At 54.5% G+C, this 22,999-nt stretch carries 16 protein-coding genes; 2 read left to right on the top strand and 14 right to left on the bottom strand.

Going from position 1 to position 22,999, the window contains the following annotated elements:
* Positions 1-13: 13 nt before the first annotated feature.
* Complete coding sequence (locus tag K6123_RS20260; protein ID WP_221801085.1) at positions 14-538, bottom strand: DUF2867 domain-containing protein; 525 nt, start codon at positions 536-538, stop codon at positions 14-16.
* A gap of 183 nt (positions 539-721) precedes the next feature.
* On the opposite strand from K6123_RS20260, the gene K6123_RS20255 reads away from it, so the two are divergent.
* Positions 722-1,594, top strand: coding sequence for a class I SAM-dependent methyltransferase (locus K6123_RS20255; RefSeq protein ID WP_246624925.1), 873 nt, complete (start codon positions 722-724; stop codon positions 1,592-1,594).
* Between the two features lie 49 nt (positions 1,595-1,643).
* Here the strand turns inward: K6123_RS20255 and K6123_RS20250 are convergent, their stop codons facing one another.
* Positions 1,644-5,240: an EAL domain-containing protein gene (locus K6123_RS20250; protein ID WP_221801084.1), complete on the bottom strand. Its 3,597-nt coding sequence runs from the start codon at positions 5,238-5,240 to the stop codon at positions 1,644-1,646.
* A gap of 410 nt (positions 5,241-5,650) precedes the next feature.
* On the opposite strand from K6123_RS20250, the gene K6123_RS20245 reads away from it, so the two are divergent.
* Complete coding sequence (locus K6123_RS20245; protein ID WP_221801083.1) at positions 5,651-6,193, top strand: adenine phosphoribosyltransferase; 543 nt, start codon at positions 5,651-5,653, stop codon at positions 6,191-6,193.
* Positions 6,194-6,211: 18 nt separating this feature from the next.
* On the opposite strand, the gene K6123_RS20240 is transcribed toward K6123_RS20245, so the two are convergent.
* The 12 genes from K6123_RS20240 to K6123_RS20185 form a co-directional block, all read right to left on the bottom strand.
* Positions 6,212-6,475, bottom strand: a complete 264-nt coding sequence (locus K6123_RS20240) for a CPXCG motif-containing cysteine-rich protein (RefSeq protein WP_221801082.1) — start codon at positions 6,473-6,475, stop codon at positions 6,212-6,214.
* Between the two features lie 45 nt (positions 6,476-6,520).
* The gene (locus K6123_RS20235) at positions 6,521-7,405 is read right to left on the bottom strand and encodes a transglutaminase family protein (protein ID WP_221801081.1); all 885 of its coding nucleotides are present in this window, start codon (positions 7,403-7,405) and stop codon (positions 6,521-6,523) included.
* Positions 7,405-9,960 (bottom strand): circularly permuted type 2 ATP-grasp protein, encoded by a 2,556-nt coding sequence (locus K6123_RS20230; RefSeq protein ID WP_221801080.1) that lies wholly within the window; start codon positions 9,958-9,960, stop codon positions 7,405-7,407. Before K6123_RS20230 ends, K6123_RS20235 begins: the two co-directional genes overlap by 1 nt.
* Positions 9,961-10,090: 130 nt before the next feature.
* Positions 10,091-13,519: a transglutaminase family protein gene (locus K6123_RS20225; RefSeq protein ID WP_221801079.1), complete on the bottom strand. Its 3,429-nt coding sequence runs from the start codon at positions 13,517-13,519 to the stop codon at positions 10,091-10,093.
* Positions 13,520-13,608: 89 nt separating this feature from the next.
* Positions 13,609-14,544, bottom strand: a complete 936-nt coding sequence (locus tag K6123_RS20220; protein WP_221801078.1) for an alpha-E domain-containing protein — start codon at positions 14,542-14,544, stop codon at positions 13,609-13,611.
* The gene (locus tag K6123_RS20215; protein WP_221801076.1) at positions 14,544-16,004 is read right to left on the bottom strand and encodes a circularly permuted type 2 ATP-grasp protein; all 1,461 of its coding nucleotides are present in this window, start codon (positions 16,002-16,004) and stop codon (positions 14,544-14,546) included. The genes K6123_RS20220 and K6123_RS20215 overlap by 1 nt, the downstream gene beginning before the upstream one ends.
* A gap of 352 nt (positions 16,005-16,356) precedes the next feature.
* Positions 16,357-18,507 carry a sensor domain-containing protein gene (locus tag K6123_RS20210; RefSeq protein ID WP_221801074.1) on the bottom strand — a complete coding sequence of 717 codons (2,151 nt, stop codon included), beginning with the start codon at positions 18,505-18,507 and terminating at the stop codon, positions 16,357-16,359.
* Positions 18,507-19,127 carry a hypothetical protein gene (locus tag K6123_RS20205; protein ID WP_221801072.1) on the bottom strand — a complete coding sequence of 207 codons (621 nt, stop codon included), beginning with the start codon at positions 19,125-19,127 and terminating at the stop codon, positions 18,507-18,509. The genes K6123_RS20210 and K6123_RS20205 overlap by 1 nt, the downstream gene beginning before the upstream one ends.
* Positions 19,128-19,132: 5 nt before the next feature.
* A complete protein-coding gene (locus tag K6123_RS20200) occupies positions 19,133-19,516 on the bottom strand; it encodes a response regulator (protein WP_221801070.1) in 384 nt (127 codons plus the stop codon).
* Positions 19,517-19,675: 159 nt separating this feature from the next.
* The gene (locus K6123_RS20195; protein ID WP_221801068.1) at positions 19,676-21,208 is read right to left on the bottom strand and encodes an FMN-binding glutamate synthase family protein; all 1,533 of its coding nucleotides are present in this window, start codon (positions 21,206-21,208) and stop codon (positions 19,676-19,678) included.
* Positions 21,209-21,361: 153 nt separating this feature from the next.
* Positions 21,362-21,691 (bottom strand): hypothetical protein, encoded by a 330-nt coding sequence (locus tag K6123_RS20190; protein WP_221801067.1) that lies wholly within the window; start codon positions 21,689-21,691, stop codon positions 21,362-21,364.
* A gap of 358 nt (positions 21,692-22,049) precedes the next feature.
* Positions 22,050-22,979 (bottom strand): TIGR01777 family oxidoreductase, encoded by a 930-nt coding sequence (locus K6123_RS20185; RefSeq protein WP_221801065.1) that lies wholly within the window; start codon positions 22,977-22,979, stop codon positions 22,050-22,052.
* Between the last annotated feature and the right edge of the window lie 20 nt (positions 22,980-22,999).

The following is a 22,999-nucleotide window of genomic DNA, read 5'->3' as shown; positions in this document are numbered from 1 at the left end:
CTGATGTATTGATTCAGACCGCGATATTTTTCAGCATGCTGTTCACAATCCACTTGTGCGCAGATCCTACTGGCAACATATAAAGTTTGCCAAAGCGGTTGCGATTTTTAACGCTGGCAGTCACCGTTAACAGACTGAATTCTTCATCCAGTTCGGCAATCCCGAACGAAATCAGCACCCCTAAATGACGATCTTCCGACGTCAACAGCAGCTCGTTATCTGTTATTAACACCAGCCTGAAAAAATCGAGTTTTTCGCCTACCTTCGGCGCAACTGTTGGTCTGCTATCGTTGAAACCACCGATTTTCTCAACGCCTGCCAGGGCACTGATTCGATCCCGAATCCAGAAAGCGCCCCGTAACCAGGCAGGATTATGGCTGGTCGTCAGCTGATACGCTTCGTAGGCAGTCACTCCGGCACGAATACGGCAACTCTGGCGATGCCAATAATCCAGTTGCAAACGCGGGGCGATTAAAGCGACGCCACAGTCCGGGTCACGTACATACCCGTCTGCGGTAACGGTTGTATTCCAATCCATAAATTCCTGAATTCCCTTCCTGTAAAAGCAGCAGCCACTCTGAGGCAAATACACTGTTCTGCCAAGCCAGCTTCCATTACTCATCCCTCAGCTTTTAACCTTGATCACAAATTAATATCGATTTCAGGCAGTTATTGATACAACTGCATACCTTGTCGGATGCACAGGTTCAGGGAATAAATGATGAAAGACAAGCAGGTGATTAATCGCGAATTCAGCAAAAGCATCGCACTGGCGCTGTTGGCCACCAGCCTTGGCGCTCTGGCAACGCCGGTATTGGCGCAGGAAGGAACAACAACACAGGTCGACGAAGCGGCGTTAGCAGCGGTCATCGCCTCACCACTGCGTCAGCAGGATCGGGATGATCAGCGCCATCCACAGCAAACCCTGGAGTTCTTTGACGTCTCCCCCGACATGACCGTGGTAGAGATCTGGCCTGGCGGTGGCTGGTATAGTCGCATCCTGGCGCCTTACCTCAAGGATCACGGCCAATACTATGCCGCTCATTTTGACCCCGCTGGCGGACCCGCCTATTACGCTCGTTCGCTGGCATCATTCAACCAGCAGTTCATTGCCAACCCTGCACAATACGGCAACATCAAGGTCACCGTCTTTCATCCACCAGAACTACTGGAAATTGCACCAGCAGGCAGTGCCGATCGCATCCTGACCTTCAGGAACATCCACAACTGGTATATGGAGGGCGGTGACCAAACGGTGGCAGCCACCCTCGCCGGTTTCTTCCAGACCCTCAAACCCGGTGGCATTCTTGGTGTGGTTGAGCACAGATTACCGGAAGACCGTCCTGATTCGGCACAGGACAGCAGCGGCTATATGAAACAGTCGTACGTGATCAAGATGGCAAAACAGGCAGGCTTCCAGCTGGTCGCCAGCAGTGAAATCAACGCCAACCCCAAAGACAGTGCCGATTACCCGGCAGGGGTCTGGACATTACCGCCGTCACTGCGACTGGGCGATACCGACAAACAGAAGTACCTGGCGATTGGTGAAAGTGATCGTATGACGCTGAAATTCCGCCGGCCCGAGCAGTTCTGATACATGTTCTGATAGAAGCACTCAGGGCGGCCAGACAATCCCCCAGGGATTATCTGGCCGCCTGGCTTTCAACACCCTGCTGCTGCTGGATACGCTGCTCAAATGCTTCCAGAGGCATAGGTTTGCCAAGGAAATAACCCTGCACCTGATGACAGTTCTGCTGCTGCAGATAATGCAGTTGCTCCGCGGTTTCCACCCCTTCAGCTACCACTTTCAGACCCAGCCTGTTAGCCATCGCCAGGATGGTTTCGATCAAGGGTTCACTGCTGCCACCAGTACCAATGCCATCGACAAACGAACGATCAATCTTGAGACCACTAACCGGGAAACGGGTCACGTAACTGAGTGACGAATAGCCGGTGCCAAAGTCATCAATGGAGATGCCGATACCGTGGTCAGCCATATCCTGCAATACCGCTGCCGCGCGCCTGGTATCATCGTCGATCAACAAGCGTTCGGTGATTTCAACTGTGATCGGCAGGTTTTCACTAACGCGATAGAGCAATTCCATCCATCGCTCCAGCGCATGATCACGAGTATCAAATACCCGCGGAGACACGTTAACTGACAAGCCAATATGAGTATTGCAACGCTGATTAATCCCGATCAGCGCTTCGCTGGCCTTACTCATCACCAGATAATCAATCTGGTTAATCAGCCCGGTTTCTTCTGCCAGCGGGATAAACTCGGCAGGTGACAGCCAGACACCATCACTGCGTTGCCAACGCGCCAGCGCTTCACAGCCAACGGTTTTGCCGGTTTTGCTGTCGACCAGCGGCTGCAGATAGGCAATGATTTCATCGTCACGAATCGCAGCAATCAGATCGTTATAAAGACGGTGACGATACTCCGACCGTAACTGCATTTCCTGAGTGTAGAAATGCCAGCCATTGCGGCCGCTTTTCTTCACTTCGTACATCGCCTGATCGGCCTTGATAATCAGATCTTCAGCGTTATCAGCATCACCCGGATACAAGGCAATACCGATACTGGCGCCACAGAAGACATCCTTGTTGTTGATACGATGGGCGCGGGCAAGATCGGTCACGAGATTGGCGGCAATATTATCGAGCCCGGTGATCTGATCCAGCTCACTGAGGATGACGGTAAATTCGTCGCCACTGTGACGCGCGACTGTATCCGTTTCCCCCAGGCAACGCAGAATACGCTGGGCACTTTCCTGCAGTACCCGGTCGCCTTCGCGGTGGCCGTAGTTGTCGTTAATGGCCTTGAACTGATCGAGGTCGATGAACAGCAGCGCCATGTATTGACCGGTTTTACGACAGTGCGCCATGGCGCTTTCCAGGCGGTCATAAAACAGTACCCGGTTGGGCAACTCGGTCAGGCTATCGTAGTTGGCCTGGCGTTCAATCTTGGCATCAGCCGCTTTCTTTTCAGTTATATCCTGCAGCGCACCCAGCAACTCCCAGCTTTCTTCCTGACTGCGCACCGGATCAGCAATCAGACGGAACCAGCGCCGGTAGTCAGCGCTGCGCAATTCCAGCTCAAGTGGCTGGCGCAGCTGCAAGTGCCCGGCCAGCGAGCCGAAGATAGCCTGGCGACCGGATGGGCTGAAGCACTCTGAAAATTCCCGTAACGAAATATCTCTGCTACCAGCAGGCAATTGCAGCAGGGTGCAGGCATGTTCTGACAGCTCACTGATGATTGCCTTATCATTCATACGCCAGCCACCAACGCCTGCGACCGTTTCCACTTCGCGCAGAAATTCGGTGTGACGTCGAAGTATTTTTTCGTACTGGCGCTGACGCTGACGATAAGCCTGACGGTAAAACAGCAGAATAATCAGCAGCAGGCCGACCGACCCGAAAGCTCCCCGAATCAGAACCAGACGCGCACCATTGGTTTGAACTTCACCAGCAGGTAATGCCGCAATTTGCCAGCTCCCACCGCTGAAACGAATGCTTTGGGTCGTCGCATTATCAGCGGCGAACAATTCCGGCCGGCCATAAAAGACCTCACCCGCCTGGCCCGTGCCATCGCGGCCACGAATTGCTACTTCGAGCTCCAGATCCGGGTCCAGCAGGCCTGCTTCACGATATACCTGAGCAGCATCAATGGGTGCTGATACGATCCCCCACAACTGTGAACCACCATCCGGCTGAAGTACCCGTACCGGTGCCCGGCTGATAAACGCCGAACCTCCCTGCACCAGATCCACGGGCCCGGCCAACAGATGTTCATTCTGTTTGATCGCTCGTTCAATCGTCGCCAGCTGGTCTGGTACATTGTTGTAATCCAGACCGATGACTTTCTCATTGCCTTCGCGCGGATACACATAACGCACTTTCAGATCAGGGGCAGCAGCCAGGTTTATCAGCTGCGGATCATGCTCCAGCACCGCCTTGGCATACTCGTCAAACTGCTCGCCAGTGACGTCCGGATTGGCACCGATGAAGGCAGCAACACCGGTCAGTTCAGCCAGATTACGGGCGATCACCTGTTCCAGTCGCGAACGAATAGTGGCCAGACTTTCGACCACCCGCAATGCCTGTACCCGCCGGGTATCGTCGCGATGCCACACCTCCAGCCCCTGTTCAGCCAGCGCCAGAATCAACATCACCAGTAACGGACCAACCCAGCGTGAAGGGGCATAGCCGAATTTGCGAACCAACATTACCATCACGACCAGTAGCGCAAACACCAGCGCCAGCGAAACTCCCCAATGCAACAGCTTGTCCGTTTGCCGGACGGGCCGGAATAACAGATCCATTGGGTCATATGGCGTCTCAATATCATGCAAACGATCAACAATTGTATAGGTACGCTGCCAACGCTCCGGGTTCACATGACCAATATCCACCGCCGGATAGAACAGATAATCATCGATGCGTTCGGCAAAAGCCCGATTGTAGCCGACCAGATCGTCATAGCTGTATTTATAACGCGGCAATTCGGTGGCGATTCGTTGCGCCAGTAAGGACCGATTTTCCAGTGCGTAGCGCCAGCCTTTTTCCGTAGCACGCCAAAATTTCTCCACCAGCTCCGGCTGCTGCCGGGCCAGCTGGCCACTGGTATAAAGCATATCACCGTAGAACTGCACCCCATGATCGCGGGGGTACAAGACCGCCATTTCGATCCCCAACTCATTGGCTCTGAATGGCGCTGAAATATCATAGGTGGGAATGACATCGGCGCTACCGTTCACCAGCGCATCCGGTGCCACATTACTGCTGGTGTAATGCAGGCGATTGGGATCAATGCCGTTGATAAAAAACATCGCCCGGGTTTCGACCCAGACATCATGGGAAGACTGTGAAGCAATCCGCAGCCTTGAAGCAGACGGCACCGTCAGCGGCGCATGTTCCTTGAGCGCAAACAGCGCAGCCGGGGAACGCTGGAACACCGGAGCAACGACCTTGATGTCATAACCCTTGCCGCGATAGACAAACAGATCCGTGCCACCAATAGCAAAATCAGCGTTGCCACTGGTGATTTCCCGAATCGGAGAATAGAGGCTGCCATCCGGTCTGGTGACAGGCCGAATCTCAACATCCAGTCCTTCCTGTGCATAATAGCCCTGCCACAAGGCGGCATAATAGCCAGCAAACTGAAACTGGTGTTCCCACTTCAGCTGCAATACCACAGGAACATTGGCCCGCGCACCCAACGACAGCAGCAAGCACAACAAGGCTCCAATTATGACAAGCGCAGCTGACCCACTCCGGCCATCAGCGCCATTTCTGTCTGGCAACCAATCAGTCAAAGTCCGTTACCTGTATACACATCGGATTGTGTCAAAAAACGCACACGGCATCTGAAAGAGAATAGTCGATACTGCCGAATCAGCAGGTTGAAAAAACGGTCATTACAGGCCGACACCATAAGCCGACGGCTATATATCAAATTTGATCCAGAACACAAGAATGTCAGTATGAGTCAGCACACTGCTTTTGCAAGCCGACGGCCAAAAGCAACAGCAATGGAAAGCAGATAACGCCAGCCAGTCCCCACTACACCAGCAAGCTGGCAGACGCCAGAGCCGTAATCCGATAAACTACGCGGCTTTGTTTTAAACGGCCCTGCAGGAGTTTACTGATGAGCCTTTACAGCCAGGAAATCAAAAACGCCATTCGGACAGTACCAAACTGGCCGGAAGAAGGCGTGATGTTCCGGGATATTATGCCGCTGCTGCAGGACGCAGGAATCTTTCGCAAGCTGATCGACAGCTTTGTGCATCGTTATCAGGGTATGCAACTGGATGCAATTGCCGCCATTGATGCTCGTGGTTTTATCCTCGGTGCACCGCTGGCCTATGAACTGGGCCTGAGCCTGGTGACGGTACGCAAAAAAGGCAAGTTGCCGTTTGATACGGTGAGCCAGGAATATCAACTGGAATACGGCAGCGCCGCTATTGAGATCCACACTGATGCTTTCAAACCCGGCGACCGTGTCTTGGTGATGGATGACCTGATTGCCACCGGCGGCACCATGCTGGCGGCTTGCGAGCTGGTCACCAAGCTACAGGCCACCGTGGTGGAAACCGCTGCTATTATCAACCTGCCTGACCTTCATGGCGCAGACAAGCTGCGTGACAGCGGCTTTGATGTTTACGCCATTTGCGACTTCGAAGGTTTGTAAGCCAGCCAGACGGCCAGCCTAACCCACCTCATCCGACGTCCAGACGCTCACCTCAAGTTCACCATTCGCCGCCTCACTGATCAGCATGGTCATGGGGCGGCAGCAGACCTGACAGTCTTCGATGTATTGCAGGCCCAACTCTTGTGGGTCAAGCAGGACATCCAGCCGCTCGCCACAATAAGGACAATAAATGCGTTGCTGGATCAGGCCGATGCCAGTAGATGCGGAGCCGTTGTCGTCATCGTCCGGGTATTGTTCCAGCACGTCCTGCCAATCTGTCATCACAGACCTCCCATTGCAGTTCCTGGCCAACCGCCGCGTTAACGATCAGCCCAGCCGGGTCACATCCACCGCCACCCGTAACACCGGATTCTGGCCGCCCCCATAGATCACTCCGCACAGCGGCGTGACATCGTAGAAATCCCGCCCCCAGGCGGTTACCACATGCTGCTCATGAGCCATGCAGTTGTTAGTGGGATCGTATTCAAACCAGCCTTCATCAGGAACATACACCGCCAGCCAGGCATGGGTCGCATCGGCGCCGACCATTTTGACCTGCCCCGGTGGTGGCAGGGTTTCCAGATAACCGGAAACATAACGGGCAGCAAACCCCAGTGACCGCAGAATCGCAATTTGCAGGTGGGCAAAGTCCTGACACACCCCTTTGCGGTTGGCCAGTACGTCGGCCAAGGGCGTGGCAATGGTGGTGGAAGCCGGTGAATATTCAAAATCGTTGAAAATGCGGCTGGTCAGTTCCATCACCGCCGTCAGCAAGGGCTTGTCGTCGGTAAACAGATCGGCGGCGAACTCTGCCAGCTCCGGCGTCGCCTTGATCATCGCCGAATCCATCAGATATTCACGGGCAAACAGGGTTTCAGCACTGCCTGCCAGCGCTTGCATGGCCTCACGGGCGTCCTTGCAGCTGATACCAAACTCCAGATCCGGTGCTGCCGCCTGTACCCCGGTGCGTACTTCACTGACGGAAGTAATCACCAGCTTCTTGTGCGGCTTCTGGATCTCGAAATGATAGGCCGAATTGCCAAAATAATCGGTACGGGTAGAGGAATAGGTCGCCCCCGGCAACACGTCCACCCGGCTCGACAAACACTCCTGCCGTGGCGTGTTACGCGGCGTCACATGGGCCATGTTGTAGCAGTGCGATACCCGGCTGGCATAGACGTATTCGGTGGTATGACGAATGCGGTACAGCATCAGAACGACTCCCAGTTATTACGCACCAGTTGCTGGGAAGCCTCACGGTGATCGAAGTATTTGTCGGTAATCAGGTCACTCATACCACTCAGCAGATCGGCAATCTTGCTGACCTGCTGATCCAGATAATCGCGTCGCAAACCGGCGTCGTTGATCTTGTTGAGATCACTCAGTGACGACAGCTTGAGGGTAGTTTCACACTCCAGCATGCGGCGCTCTTCGGCTGCCAGTTCGTGCATCTGGCTCGGCGCTTTCGGCAAGGCCCGGATATGGTTACTGAGCTGTTCAATCTGGTACACCAGCGAGCGCGGGTTGGAACCGTCCATCATCACCAGATCCAGTGACGCCATTACCCCAACCCGGGCGCGATAACGACGGCGATAACTGATCAGGGCTTCGAGCGACAGCAACAGCGCCTCACAAACCTTGCTTTGATCAGACTCGACCATCGCCGGCACCAGCAAGCTGTTGATGGTAATGGCAATCTGGTAACCCCGTTCAAGTCGCCGGCCCATGTCCATAAAACGCCAGCCGAAGCCGCGAATCATGCTTTCCTGGGTCAACCCCGACAGTGCCATCAGTGCCGTCACCAGTGGATCGAGGGTTTCTTCCGGCGCGGAGGCCAGACTGCTGGAGAAGGTGGTATCCAGTGTCGCCAGCGCATCACGAATATCGTTGATGACCCGGAAGGTGTCCGACGACAGCAGCTCCTTGGTTTCGTTGGCGCAATACAACATGGCGTTGAGATTGCCGGAGATGCTGTTCATCACAGCACCATTTTCAATAATGCCGCGCAGGGCTTCTTCGGCAGTCTGGAAATCGGTCGAACGGGATGGCGTCGCGGTGAGCATGGAAACCGCGTGTAACAGCTGGTGGCGGGTCGCTTCGCTGATGCGTTCTTCACCATTGAGCATGATGAAGGCTGTACGCAAAATCCTTAGCGAAGATTCCGCCCGCTCGGCATAACGGCCCATCCAGAACAGATTTTCCACCACCCGGCTGGGCAAGCTGATCAGATCGGCTTCGCGGCTGATTGGCTCTTCAATATGCTCTTCAACAAAATCGGCTTCCGGCTCGGAGGCAATCACCCAGGTATCTTTCGACTTCGAACCGGTCTGGTTGGAAATCATAAATGACTTCTCTTCCACCCCGATGCGGGTCAAGCCACCCGGCATCACGGTGTAGGAAGAGTTATTGGCCACTGCAAAGCTGCGCAGAATTGCTGGTCGCGGTTTCATTTCGCCGTTAACAAAGGTCGGCACGTGCGACGCTTCCAGAATTGGCTGGGCAACGTATTGGGCGCCATTGGTCAGCAGTTGCTGGCGCAGCTGCTGCAATTCCTGCTGACTCAGCTCCGGGCCGTATTTGCTGGGGTTATCAAGGCTGCGATAAACCGGTTTGATGACCAGCTGATCAAGATGCTCCAGCACATAGCTGAGATCTTCCGGCAGCCCACACCACCAGGTCTTCACGGACGCCAGACGCAGATCACGACCCAATAGCTGGCGACCGATTTCCGGCATATAACGCAGCAGTACCGGGTTTTCCAGAATGCCGGAACCGAGCGGGTTGGCTACTACCAGATTGCCACTGCGTACCACATCCAGCAGACTGGCAACGCCCAGGCGGGAATCACCACGCAACTCAACCGGGTCACAGAACCAGTCATCAACCCGTCGCAACAACACATCCACCCGGCTCAGGCCATCGAGGGATTTCATCCACAGGAAGCCGTTGCGCACCACCAGATCGTCACTCTGCACCAGGTGAAAACCGAGATAGTTGGCCAGATAGGCGTGTTCAAAATAGGTTTCGTTATGGGCACCCGGTGTCAGCACCGCCACCCTTGGATTATTCGAACGCGACAGCGAATTGAGCTTTGCTCTCAAGCGCTGGAAGAAGGTCGACAGCCGATGTACTTCGCTGTCACGGAACAGACTCGGGAAAACCCGCGACATCACGTTGCGGTTTTCCAGCGAATACCCCCAGCCACTGGGGTTCTGGGTACGATCACCAATCGCCATCACAGTGCCATCCGGTGAACGCGCCAGATCCACCGAATGCAGGATCAGGTCGTGTTCGCCGGGAATCTGGATCCCCTGACAGGGGCGCAGAAAACCACGATGGCCAAACAAGGCTTCCGGCGGAATCACGCCCAGCCGGATCAGGTCACGTTTGCCGTAAATATCGCGCAGCAGCAGATTGAACAGCTCGGCCCGCTCCAGCAAACCGGCTTCAATAGTGCCCCACTCATTACTGCCGAGGACCATCGGAATCAGGTCCATATTCCAGATATGGGCCGGGCTACCGGGTTCGCTGTAGATGTTATAGGTGGCACCGTCATCACGCAGAATGCGCAAGGCTTTCGATTCGCGGTCGGCGAAGGCTTCCGGGCCCAGTTCTTTCAGGCGCTCAAGAATGTTTTCCCAATGGGGCCGATACTCACCATTGGCGTCCACCGCTTCGTCGTACAAGGCTGGATTCGGCAGATAGGGCAATCCATCGCCCTGGCTGGCATCTGTGATAACAGACGTTTGTGTTTGCGTTACTGACATGGTGTTGTGATCCGAATCCACAGTAAATCAGGGAGCCTGGCTCCAGTCCTGAAAGCATAATGGCCGCGTGTGCGGCCATTATGTCAGATTGCGACGGAGGTCTCAGCTATTCAAAAGCCGGGATTCCCTACTACCCTTGATCGGGTTGACGACGCAGGTCGAGCGTATACGGATAGTCCCCTGGCGACTCCTCTGGCGGTGGTGCCATTGGCTTCGGATCTGTATGCGGGAAGAACTCGCGCAAAGCGTCCAGATCCGGTCGTGGCGAGAAACCACCCTGAGTGTGCTCTGTTGTCGCGAAGCGATTGACCCGACGGGATTCGGCTTCAAACGAGTTCACCGGGAAGGTGTCGTAGCTGCGGCCACCTGGATGTGATACGTGGTAGCTGCAGCCACCAACGGAACGACCGGTCCAGGTGTCGATCAGGTCAAACACCAGCGGCGAATGCACACCAATGGTTGGATGCAGGGCCGAGAACGGATTCCAGGCCTTGTAACGCACACCGGCAACGTATTCGCCATGACGGGCAGTTTTCGCCATTGGTACCCGACGGCCATTACAGGCCAGTACGTAACGATTACCGGTCATGCCATAGACTTTCACCTGCAGACGTTCAATCGAGGAGTCGACGTAACGGGCTGTACCGAAGCTGGTCACCTCTTCGCCCAGTACGTGCCAGGGTTCGATCGCCCAACGCAGCTCAATCTTGATATCGCCCAGGTCAACCCGACCGTAGTGCGGAAAGCGGAACTCCTCAAACGGCAGCAGCCATTCAGGACGGAATTCCAGCCCATGCGCCTGCAGGTCTTCGGCCACTTCCTTGATGTCTTCCCAGATAAAATGCGGCAGCATCCACTTGTCGTGCAGCTGGGTATTCCAGCGCACCAGCTTGTGCTTGTACGGGTTCTTCCAGAAACGCATCACCAGCGCACGAATCAGCAATGCCTGCACCAACGCCATACGGCTGTGTGGTGGCATTTCAAAACCACGGAATTCCAGAATGCCGAGACGACCGGCCGGTGAGCCGGGCGCAAACAGCTTGTCGATACAGAATTCGGCACGGTGGGTGTTACCGGTCACATCGATCAGCAGGTTACGCATGATGCGGTCGACCAGCCACGGCAACGCCGCTTCACCTTCCGGCATTTGCTGGAAGGCGATTTCCAGTTCGTACAAACCTTCGTCACGGCCTTCATCAACCCGTGGCGACTGGCTGGTCGGGCCAATAAAGGCACCGGAGAACAGATACGACAGGCTTGGATGGTGCTGCCAGTAGGTCACAAAACTGCGCAGCAGATCAGGCCGCCGCAGCATTGGGCTGTCGGCTGGCGTCACGCCACCCAGAGTGATGTGGTTACCACCACCGGTGCCAGTATGACGGCCATCAAGCATGAACTTCTCAGCCCCCAGACGGGACTGACGCGCGGCTTCGTATAGCTCGGTCATGTTGCTGACCATGTCTTTCCAGTTGCTGGCCGGGTGAATGTTCACCTCGATAACACCTGGATCCGGAGTCACCAGCAGCTTCTGCAAACGCCAGTCTTTTGGTGGCTCATAACCTTCGATGATCACCGGCAGGTTGAGCTCTGCGGCGGTTTCTTCCACCAGCGCCATCAGCTCAACGTAGCTTTCCAGATACGGCAGCGGCGGCAGGAACAGGTGAATCTTGCCATCACGCGGCTGGATACACATGGCAGTGCGAACCAGGTTTTGCCAGTAACCAGAGCCCTTATTGTCTTTAGGAGACTGATCTTTGGCTGCTTGCTCGCCCTTGGCTGACAGCTTTTGCTTCACCTGCGGCTGCAACGCAGCGGCCGGCGCATGCTCAGGCGGGCTGATGTGATACTGCGCCGCATGGGCCAGAATTTCTTCACGGCTGTGCAAGGGCTCATCCGTACGCATCGGATCAGCTTCCTGCGGCCAGCGCACTTCTTCCGAGTGCGGCAGGCTCGCCAGCGGCAGACGCAGACCCATCGGCGAATCGCCCGGAATCAGCACCAGCCGACCACGACGGACTTCCCACAGGCTGGACTTCCAGTTCTGGGCATAAAAATCCCATTCCACTGGCAGCACAAAACCGCTCGGCGTGTTCAGTCCCTGCTCCAGCACCTTGGCCAAACGACGACGGGCAAGATCATCCTTGGCTTCGGCAATCTGTGAATCCAGGTTGGCAGGCAGGTTCTGTTCCTGCAGCAAGTAATGCAGGCCATCCTCATAGGCCGGTTGCACATAGTCACCGTGCAGACCCAGTTTCTGGCTCAGCAGCTTGCCGAACTGTTCGGCGTCGGCGACGCTGTGGCCATAATCCTTGTCGACCCGCGCCAGCAGTTCCGGCCGGGTCCACATTGGCTGATTGTCCTTGCGCCAGAACACACCCAGTGCCCAGCGCGGTACTTCTTCGCCCGGATACCATTTGCCCTGACCGTAATGCAGCAGGCCGTGTGGGGCAAAATGATCGCGCAAACGCAGCAGCAGGGTTTTCGCCAGGCTGAGTTTATCGTCACCCAGCGCTTCGGTATTCCACTGCGCCGATTCCATGTCATTGACCGACACAAAGGTCGGCTCACCGCCCATGGTCAAACGCACGTCATGTTGCAGCAACAGTTCGTCGACCTTGTTACCCAACGCCAGCACATCAGCCCATTGGGCTTCGTCATAGGGCTTGGTAACACGTGGATCTTCGTGGAAACGGGAAACCTTGTTCTCGTAGTCAAAGGTCACTTCGCACTTGTCGGTGTAACCATTGATCGGTGCCGCAGATACCGGATGCGGAGTACAGGCCAGCGGAATATGGCCTTCACCGGCAAACAGACCAGAAGTTGGGTCCAGACCAACCCAGCCCGCACCCGGCAAATAGGCTTCACACCAGGCGTGCAGGTCGGTGAAGTCAGCATCCGGGCCGGATGGGCCATCAATGGACTTCTCGTCCGGGGTCAACTGCACCAGATAACCGGAGGCAAAACGGGCAGCCATGCCAAGGTGGCGCAGCGCCTGCACCATCAACCAGGCACTGTCACGGCAGGAGCCTTTGGCCAGTTCGAGGGTTTCTTCCGGCGTTTGCACACCTGGTTCCATCCGAATGGCGTATTCGATCAGCTGCTGCAGCTGCATGTTAACGTCGACCAGGAAGTCGATGGTGCGACGTTTTTCCAGTGAAATACCGGCTACAAACTTGTCGAACAGCGGGCCTTGTTGTTCCAGTTCCAGGTACGGCTGCAGCTCCTTTTTGGTCTGCTTGTCATAGCTGAATGGAAACTCTTCGGCGCTGTCCTCGAGGAAGAAGTCGAACGGGTTGATCACCGTCATATCGGCGATGACTTCAACTTCTACCGAGAATTTGGTGGTTTTTTCCGGGAATACCAGACGGGCCAGGTAGTTGCCATAAGCATCCTGCTGCCAGTTGATAAAGTGATTTTCCGGTTGAACCTTGAGGCTGTAGGCTTCGATTGGAGTACGGCAATGAGGTGCCGGACGCAGCCTGACAACATGGGGAGAGAGGTTTACGGGTCGGTCGAACTCGTAATATGTGTTGTGCTCAATCGCAACACGAATAGTCATAACTGCTCCCGATATAGGAAATCTGTGAAGATCGCTGCCAATAAGCCAGACACTGGGTCTGGCTTTCCCTGACCTGTCTGAAGCTGCTTCTATTGATCCGACAGGAACCAGGTTTTCTGAATCAGGCCATGCACTTCCGACAGCGACCCTTGTAATTCGTTGAGGTCTTCGCGGAAAGCAGCGCCAAATTCTTCTGCGCCAAGGTATTTTTCAACTTCCTGTTTGATCGCCAGCGTACGCTCAACGACCGCTTCACCTTTGGGCAGATGATGGCAGCGTGCCACAATTTGATTGAGGCAATATGAAATTGCGCGCGGGAACTGTTCGTCACCCATCATAAAGGTCACCACCGGGACGCCGCGGATGGATGAACGCATGGTACGACGGAACTGCTGGTCGGCATTCAGTGAACGCAGCATGTTGCCCCAGATGATCTGGCGGCTGTTAACAGCATATTCGTCGTCTTCAACCTGCATCATGGCGGCGATGGCAGCATCAAGGTTACGGGTCGCCATATCGGCCCGTTCGAGATTCTGGCCCAGTCGCAGCATGTCCCAGCCTTCGTCACGCATCATGTTGACAAACAACAGACCAACAATCTGCTGACAGGACTTGATGATAGTTTCGAGGAACTCGTGACGATTACTGCGGTTGATGCCCTGAGCCTGGTGCTCCTGCACAAACATGCTCAGTTCATTGACCATCTCCCAGGTATCCGCAGGTACCACATCACGGGTGGTACGGATATTTTCACGGATGTACTTGAGCGAGTTAACAATCGAGCAAGGGTTGGTGTCGTCGCCAATAAGGAACTTCACCACGTTACGCTCATCACGATTGGAGTAACGATCATTGAAGTCGTCTTCCAGGCTGTTGATCACAATCAGGTTGTACCAGCCCAGATTGACTCGCCGTGGCAAGTCAAACAACAGCTTGTCGTAAATGCTCAGCAAGCGTGCGGTACTCTCAACCCGTTCCAGATAGCGGGCTGACCAATAAATTCGTTCTGCAACTTTGGAAAGCATCAGTCTTTTCCTGCTCCGGTATCGACAATCCAGGTGTCTTTACTGCCACCGCCCTGAGAAGAGTTCACCACCAGCGAGCCTTTCTTCATGGCCACGCGGGTCAGGCCGCCCGTGGTGACATAGCTGTCACGGGCCTGCAGAACGAATGGACGCAAATCGAGGTGACGCGGTTCAACCTTGTTTTTGCCAACCAGTGTTGGTGCTGTCGACAATGCCAGGGTCGGTTGGGCAATGTAGTTGCGCGGGTTGGCCTTGATCAGCTCGGCAAAGGTTTCGCGCTCTTTTTTGGTCGAGTGCGGGCCAATCAGCATGCCGTAACCACCCGATTCGTTGGCCGGTTTCACGACCAGCTTGTCGAGGTTGGCGAGCACGTGCTGACGCTGCACATCGTCGTAACAAAGATAGGTTTCGACGTTTGGAATCAGCGGCTCTTCATCGAGGTAATACTTGATGATTTGCGGTACAAAGGCGTACACCACCTTGTCGTCGGCCACACCGGCACCCGGCGCATTGGCCAGCGCGACATTACCGGCACGCCAGGCGCGCATCAGACCAGGCACACCCAGCACGGATTCCGGATGGAATACTTCCGGGTCAAGGAACATGTCATCAATACGACGGTAGATCACATCGACCCGTTCAAGGCCGGCGATGGTCTTCATGTAGACACATTCGTCTTCCAGCACCACCAGATCACTGCCTTCTACCAGTTCGGCACCCATACGCTGGGCCAGGAAGGCGTGTTCAAAATAGGCAGAGTTGAAAATGCCCGGTGTCAGTACCACGACCACCGGCTTGGCAATATCACGCGGTGACAGCTCTGCCAGGGTGTCGAACAGATGTTCGGGGTAATCGCCAACCGGGGCAATGTTAACCTTCTCGAATACTTCCGGAATCACCCGCTTCATGATGGAGCGGTTTTCCAGCATGTAGGAAACCCCGGACGGTACCCGCAGGTTGTCTTCCAGCACGTAGAACTGGCCATCGCCATCACGCACCAGGTCGGTTCCACAGATGTGGGCCCAGACACCAAAACGCGGGCTGAAACCTTCACATTCCTTCCGGTAGTTAACGGACTGTTTCAGTACGAATTCCGGGACAATTCCGTCCTTGAGGATCTTCTGGTCATGATACAGATCGTCAATAAAGAGGTTCAGAGCCTTGAGGCGCTGCTTGAGACCGGCGGCGGTTTTATCCCATTGGGTTTTCGATATCACCCGCGGCAAGATATCAAATGGCCAGGCCCGGTCGATATTGCCGCCTTCGGTATAGACGGTAAATGAAACACCCATTTCCTTGATAGTCGATTCGGCAGCGATTTTGCGAGAATTTATATCTTCGTCGGAAAATGATTCCAGATAGGAAATCAGGGCTTCTGCTGGTTCACGGGGGCACCCTTCGGCGCTGAACAGTTCATCAAAGAACTCACCCGGTGCGTAATCCTTCCACTCGATTGACATACTGCTCCCTGAGTTTTGCCATCAGGTTGAATATAAAAGCATTCACTGCCTTGCGCAGGTGAATGGCCCTAATTAAGCAATGATTAAAGGCAAGTAAACCACCGCCCCCAGCCTTCTGCAAGCAGCCACTGCTGCCATTTTGGGCACGATTGACCTGATACGACGTGCATGGTTATTTATTCGCCAGCAGCTTTGCCTTACAACAAAGCAGACGTAAAAATATCGCACCGAAAAAGTGCAATTATTAACATATGCCATTATGTAATCTATTAGTTACCCCACTGACATATGTTTTCAATTTGATGACAGGCACACCGATGGTGCAGCTTTTTTGTACAGGGAATATCGCCGGTTATTGCACCAGCGGTTTATTGCCGATGCTGCCATACCAGCCAACCAGATCCTCAATACTCATGGGTTTGCCAATAAAATAGCCCTGGGCGTGATCACAATGTTTGAAACGCAGCAGCTCCATTTGTGAAAGATGTTCGATGCCTTCCGCCACCACTTCCAGATCCAGTGCATGGGCAAGATCAATAATCGCCGAGACGATTTTGGCATCGGCATTATTACTGGCAGCACCTTGCAGGAAGTAGCGGTCGATCTTGATGATATCGACCGGCAATTTACGCAGGTACGCCAGTGAGGAATAACCTTTGCCGAAGTCATCAATGGCGATCTTGATCCCCAGCAGCTTGAGGGCATTGAGCAGCCGCAGGTAATGACCTTCGCCCGCCATCAGATGGGTTTCGGTAATTTCCAGCACAATCTGCTCGGGCGGGAAGCCAACCGAATTAAGCAACCGCCGGACGGTATAGACCAGGCCATCATCAACAAACTGCTTCGGCGAAATATTGATCGACATGGTCAACGGGCTGCCTTCACGCTTGTACCAGCGCGAGGCAGTTTCGAACGCTTGCATAATCACCCAGTCACCCAGTTGACCTATCAGGCCACATTCTTCCGCAACCTGAATAAACTCATCCGGATACACCATGCCGCGCTGCGGGTGATTCCAGCGAATCAGCGCCTCGACCCCCTTCATCTGGCCGGTGGCCACTTCTACCTGAGGCTGGAAATACAGCTCGAACTGATTTTCCTCCAGCGCGATCCGTAACTCATTTTCCGTTTTCAGCCGTGCCAACGTGCGTTCGTTCATCTCCCGGGTGAAAAAACGGAATACGCCCTTGCCATCAGACTTGGCCTGATACATTGCCTGGTCGGCACAAAAGATCAGCCGCTCGGCCGAATTGCCATCATCCGGAAACTGGGAAATCCCGATGCTGCAGTTGATAAACACCTGCTTGCCAAAAATATCGAAAGGCTCGGCAATCGCCAGCAGAATCTTTTCCGCCACGGTAATGGATGAACGACTCTGGTTTTGCTGCGGCAACAGGATGACAAATTCATCACCGGCCCAGCGGGCAATGGTATCGGAATCCCGACAGCAGGTGCGCAGCCGTTCGGCCACCTGCCGCAGCAGTTCATCACCGGCATCATGGCCGTGGTTGTCATTCACTCCCTTGAAGCGATCCAGATCGATAAAAAATACCGACAGGCTGTGATCATCCCGGCTATGACTGCGAATGGTACTGGCGAGAATTTCAGTAAAGGAGAAGCGATTACTCAAGCCAGTCAGGCCATCAACTCTGGCCATCCGATTGAGTTGCTCCTCCGCCCGCTTTTTTTCGGTAATGTCCCTCACGAACATAAAAAAGCGGGTTTCTTTCTCATTGATCGGAATGGAGTTGGCCGACACCGACACCGGAAAGCGGCGGCCGTCAGAGCGTAACGAGGTCATTTCCCGTTCTTCACCACTCACCGGCATCAGCGCCCGAATCTGTTCATCAGACTTGTGTTTGCCAAAATGGCCGCCGTTATAGTCATCGAACAGCTCAAACAGGTTCTTGCCTTGCAATGAGGCACTGGCGTCAACCAGATACATCTGGCGAGCCGCCCGGTTGGCACTGTGGATCAGCCCGCTGCGATCAAAAATCAGAATGCCGTTCTGGGTATTTTCAAACAGCGTCGACAACTCGTGCTCTTTCTCCTGCAGGTTGGCAACCAGCTGGGTCAACACCACTGATTGGGTTCGCAGGGCTTTTTCACGCATGTCCGCTGAGCTGATATCGAATACCGAAATCACACAGTACTGGCTGTTGTCATCCAGATTGAATGGCTTGATCTGAATCGACTGTACAATCCGCTCCGGCCGGCGGGTATGGGTAATCAGCTCCTTGTAAAGCGGAAACGAAACATTCAGCAGCTTGGCCGACAACACGGACGGGCAATTAAGTTGCAGAGCCTTGTAAATGCCCTTGTCGATGCGAGTGCCTTTCAGCTCGGGAATATAGTTGCACAGGTTAAGGCCACGAATTTCAGCTTCCAGAATGCCGGAATGCCGTTCCATCCAGTTATTCCAGGAAATGACCTGCCCCTCACTGTCCAGCAGGATAATGCCGGTATCAATCAGCTCAACAATTTGCTGATACAGGTCGCCCATTAAAGCCCCAGCCGTTTCTGGATGTGATCATAGAGTTTTTCAAGGGTATCCCGAGGCTGAAAGAACATCAGCTGGGCGCGGGAGTTTTTCTTCACCACGGTAAAGCTGATGGTGAGGAACAGCACCATGTCGTCAGCGTCGTCGAGCAAGCTGGTACTGCCGCAGATGTCGTCAAAGTAGCCGTATTCACAACGCGGTAACTCAGTATTGAGGCGAATCCCCAACAGGTTGGAGAGCGCATAGATCACACCGGATACCGCCACATTAGTGAGATCCAGCAGCATTTCTTCTTCGGTCGCAGCGAATTCAATCAGCGACTGCTCATTTTCAGACAGCAGGCCATTGAGCAGATTGAGGCTTTCCTCTTCACTGAAAAACAGCAGCGCCTCACCGGTAATTTCACCGGAAAAACGTTGCTGTACAAAGATGGCCTTACCAGCGGAACGCAGCATACTGGTAAAGGTCAGTGCCTCGTTTTTCGGCACCATGTTCACTTCGGGAACGTGCAGCTCAATCTTGCTGTTGGATATTTCCGCCAATTCTTCAATCACATGGCCAAGGCCAAGGTTGAGAGACTCCGCCAACACATCAAGGCTGATTGCCTGGGCTTGTGCATCCATCCGGCTTACCCCTTGTTGAAGAATGTCTGCAAACGTTCCATGAAACCGCCGACATCATCCGGGCTGACCGCCTTGTTGATCAGGCAAATGCCCATTTCCTCTGCTTCTTCCAGCAAGTGCCCCGACCGGTTGCCGGTCACCAGTGCAATCCGGCTGGCTGCAATTCCCTGCGCCAATAACTGGCGACTGGTTTCAACACCATCTGGCGGCAACATATTAACGTCGAGCAGGAACCAGTCGATGTCCGCATTGGCAGAGGCCGATTCCAGCGCCTGTTGGCCTGAGCCAACCTCCTGAAACTCGACCTCAGGCAAAATCCGTTGGACGATATCCTTGAGAACCAGACGAGCATAGAGGCTGTCATCGGCAATGAGACATTTGGTGGACATGAAAGGTTACCCGTTGGATTCCATCTGCACATTAATTCAAGCTAGCCCAGAAAGGACAGATAGCAAGTCAGCGGGAACGGGATTTGAAGGCGTTGGAAAGGCGACTTCAGCCAGCGTCTGACCAAACAGGTCAGACGCTGACAACGAAGCAATACAGGGTTATTCGTTAACCGCAACAAAGCCATTGGCCGGTTGGATTGCCGGCTCTGCATAAAGATCAGAGATACGAATCGAACTGCCGTCAGGCTGAATGATACGAGCGTGCTGGCGTTTTAGCGCACGCGGTTCGGTTACCCCACAGGAATGGGCAATAACACCGACTTCCTGCACCAGCCCCTCAACAAAGTTCTTCACCCGCACCGCCTTGTCCTGCGGTACCAGGCCACTTTGCAAATTCGGGTTATGCGTCGTGATACCGGTTGGACAGGTGTTCTTGTCACACTGCAAAGCCTGGATACAACCCAGAGCAAACATAAAGCCACGCGCCGACACCACAAAGTCAGCACCCACACACAAGGCCCAGGCAACGCGGTCAGGGTTAATCAGCTTGCCGGAAGCAATCACCCGGATACGCGGCCGCAAGTGAAACTCGTCCAGTGTATCCACCAGCATTGGCAGCGACTGGGTCAACGGCAACCCCATGTAATCCATCAGCGACTGCGGCGCCGCACCTGTGCCACCTTCAGCCCCGTCCAGCGTAATAAAGTCCGGCGCACACTGGCTGCCACGCTGCTGAATCGCCCGGCACAAATCGCGAATCCAGTCGATATCACCCAATACCGCCTTGAAGCCGGTTGGTTTACCGGTAATCGCCCGTACCTGCTCAATCATGTCGAGCAGCTCATCGACCGAACGAATTTCCGGGTGGCCATTCGGACTGATGGAATCCTGATGGGCCGGAATATGCCGAATGGCGGCAATTTCCTCACTGACCTTTTCGCCCGGCAGAATACCGCCCTTACCCGGTTTGGCACCCTGACTGAGCTTGATTTCAATCATGCGCACCTGTTCGTGGGCAGCAATGGCCTTGAGTTTTTCCGGGTCCAGCTTGCCGGTTTCATCGCGCACACCGTATTTGGCGGTACCGATCTGAAAGACGATGTCGCAACCACCGGACAGGTGATAGGGAGACAAACCGCCTTCACCAGTGTTCATCCAGCAACCGGCCATTGCGGCACCTTTTGACAGCGCCGTCACCGCTGGGCCCGACAAGGCACCAAAACTCATACCGGAAATATTTACCAGCGACGAAGTGGTATAAGGAGTCCGGCAATGCTCACCAATGGTGATATCGCCAGACTCGGCGAAGTCCTGCTTGAGCGCCGGAAACGGGCTGTTCACAAAAATCACGGTGCCAGGTACATCCAGCCTGCGGGTCGAGCCAAACGCCACTGTCGTGCTTTCTTTTTTGGCAGCCCGATAAACCCAGCTGCGTTCAGCACGGTTAAACGGCATTTCCTCGCGATCCATGGCAAAAAAATACTGCCGGAAAAACTCACCAAGGTGTTCAAAGAAATAACGGAAACGGCCAATCACAGGGAAATTACGCCGCACTGTATGTTGTGTCTGACGCACGTCCACGACATAGGCCCAGACAACCCAGCCCAACAGCAGCAAGGTAAAAATAGCCAACAGCGCCAGCACCAGCAGCACGCCCCAGGCGGCGATTTCAAATACCGTATCCACAGTCATCCTCACTTGCAGGTATTAACGGAGTCGCAAGCCTAACGGTTCAGCCTGCTGATAAAAAGTCGCCGCCGGATAGCCGACATAAAAAAAGCGGCCAAAGGCCGCTTGGAAAGACTGCTATGGGGTGCTGCAGCAATACCGTTCGAGCGTTGAAAATCAGGCTGTTGGAGTAATGTTTTTTACCGAACGGGCGGTAAAGAACACAAAATTCCCTTCGCTATCACCGACCTCGACCCGGTTCGGCGACAACGGCGAACTCTTTATGGTGGCAATGTACAGATGGCGGCAAGCCACCAGATTTTTATCGATGTCATTAAACAATGGCTGCGCGAAGGCAAACGACTTGCGCTCACAGCCCCGTTCGAGCGTCAGTACCAGCTGAGCATCCGTCAGGTCACTGGCGCGCGAAAAATTCACATAGCTAACCCGATATCCCTGATCGAATTCGTAAAGGTAATGGTCCAGGGTTTGGCGGCTCATACTCATCGGAAAAAATCCTGCGGTTTCAAACTACTTGCTTTAGGTGTAGTCAGCCGCTGCCAGGCTTTCAATGAGCAATAACAGAAAACTACAGTTCTCTTAAAAGCGTCAGATTTCAGTGAATTAATACCGCCAAATCCACACGATGAGCAGGTTAGACAGGTCATCAAAGCGTCAAGGAACCGAGCATAGCCAAATAAACTGATCCAACACTGTTAAACAGCCCCCATTGTGTCAAACCCGACTGCGAGCCAGATCACAGGCTAAAAAGCATTTGCCCGGGAAGACCCGTGTAACGCTTTCGGTTGGCTTAAAACCCCTTCAGAAAATCAAACCGTCTTCCAGAACTTGTTACGGCTGCGCGTCAAACCACAGCCAGCTTTTGCGACCAGCGCTGGCGCAAGTCAGCCAGTGCCACATCCAGCTCGGCATACGACCACTCGAAACCCATTTGTTGCAGCACCATCGGGCTAACCCGCTGCCCTTCCAGTAACAGGCTAGCCATTTCCCCCAACGCCAGCCGCAATGGCAGTGCCGGTACCGGCAACCATGCCGGGCGCTCCAGCGTTGCTGACAGCATGCGGGTAAACTCCGCGTTGGTTACTGCCGCCGGGCTGGCCATATTCACCGGCCCCTGCACATCGCTCTGCAATAACCAATGTACTGCGGCGACATAATCATCCAGATGAATCCAGGACAACACCTGCTTGCCGCATCCTAACTTCCCTCCCAGACCGGAGCGGAACGGTAGCCAGAGCTTGCCAAGCATGCCGCCCCGCGGCCCCAGCACCACGCCAGTACGTAACCACACCAATTGGTCAGCAAGCGGTTTCAATGGCTGTGCTGCCGCTTCCCAGTCACGGCACAGGATGGCAGCGAAATCGTTGCCCGGCGCAGCCGATTCATCCAGCAATGGCTGCTGGCTATCGTCGGCAAAACCACCGTAATAACCAATCGCAGAACCGGATAGCACCCGTTCGAAGCGCTGACCGGTTGCAACCGCCCAGCTCACCAGTTTTTCGGTGACAGCAATACGGCTGTCACGCAGCTGTTGCTTGCGAGTGCGACTCCAGCGCTGGTCAGCGATCGACTCGCCAGCGAGATTGATGAGCCAGTCGAAGCTACCCTGCAGCTGATCGAGGTCGTCCACTGCGGTCAACGCAGGATGACGGCCAGCCAGTCGCTGCGGCCGGCGACTGAACACCACCACCTCATGGCCCTGCTGCAACCAGTCAGACACCAGCCTGGAACCAATAAAACCACTGCCACCGGTGATCAGAATACGTTTTTTCATACCCCACCCTGCAAAATCCG

Source organism: Oceanobacter mangrovi (assembly GCF_019740315.1).
GTDB classification, from domain to species: domain Bacteria; phylum Pseudomonadota; class Gammaproteobacteria; order Pseudomonadales; family Oceanobacteraceae; genus Oceanobacter; species Oceanobacter mangrovi.
This window is presented reverse-complemented; position numbering and strand designations above follow the sequence as displayed.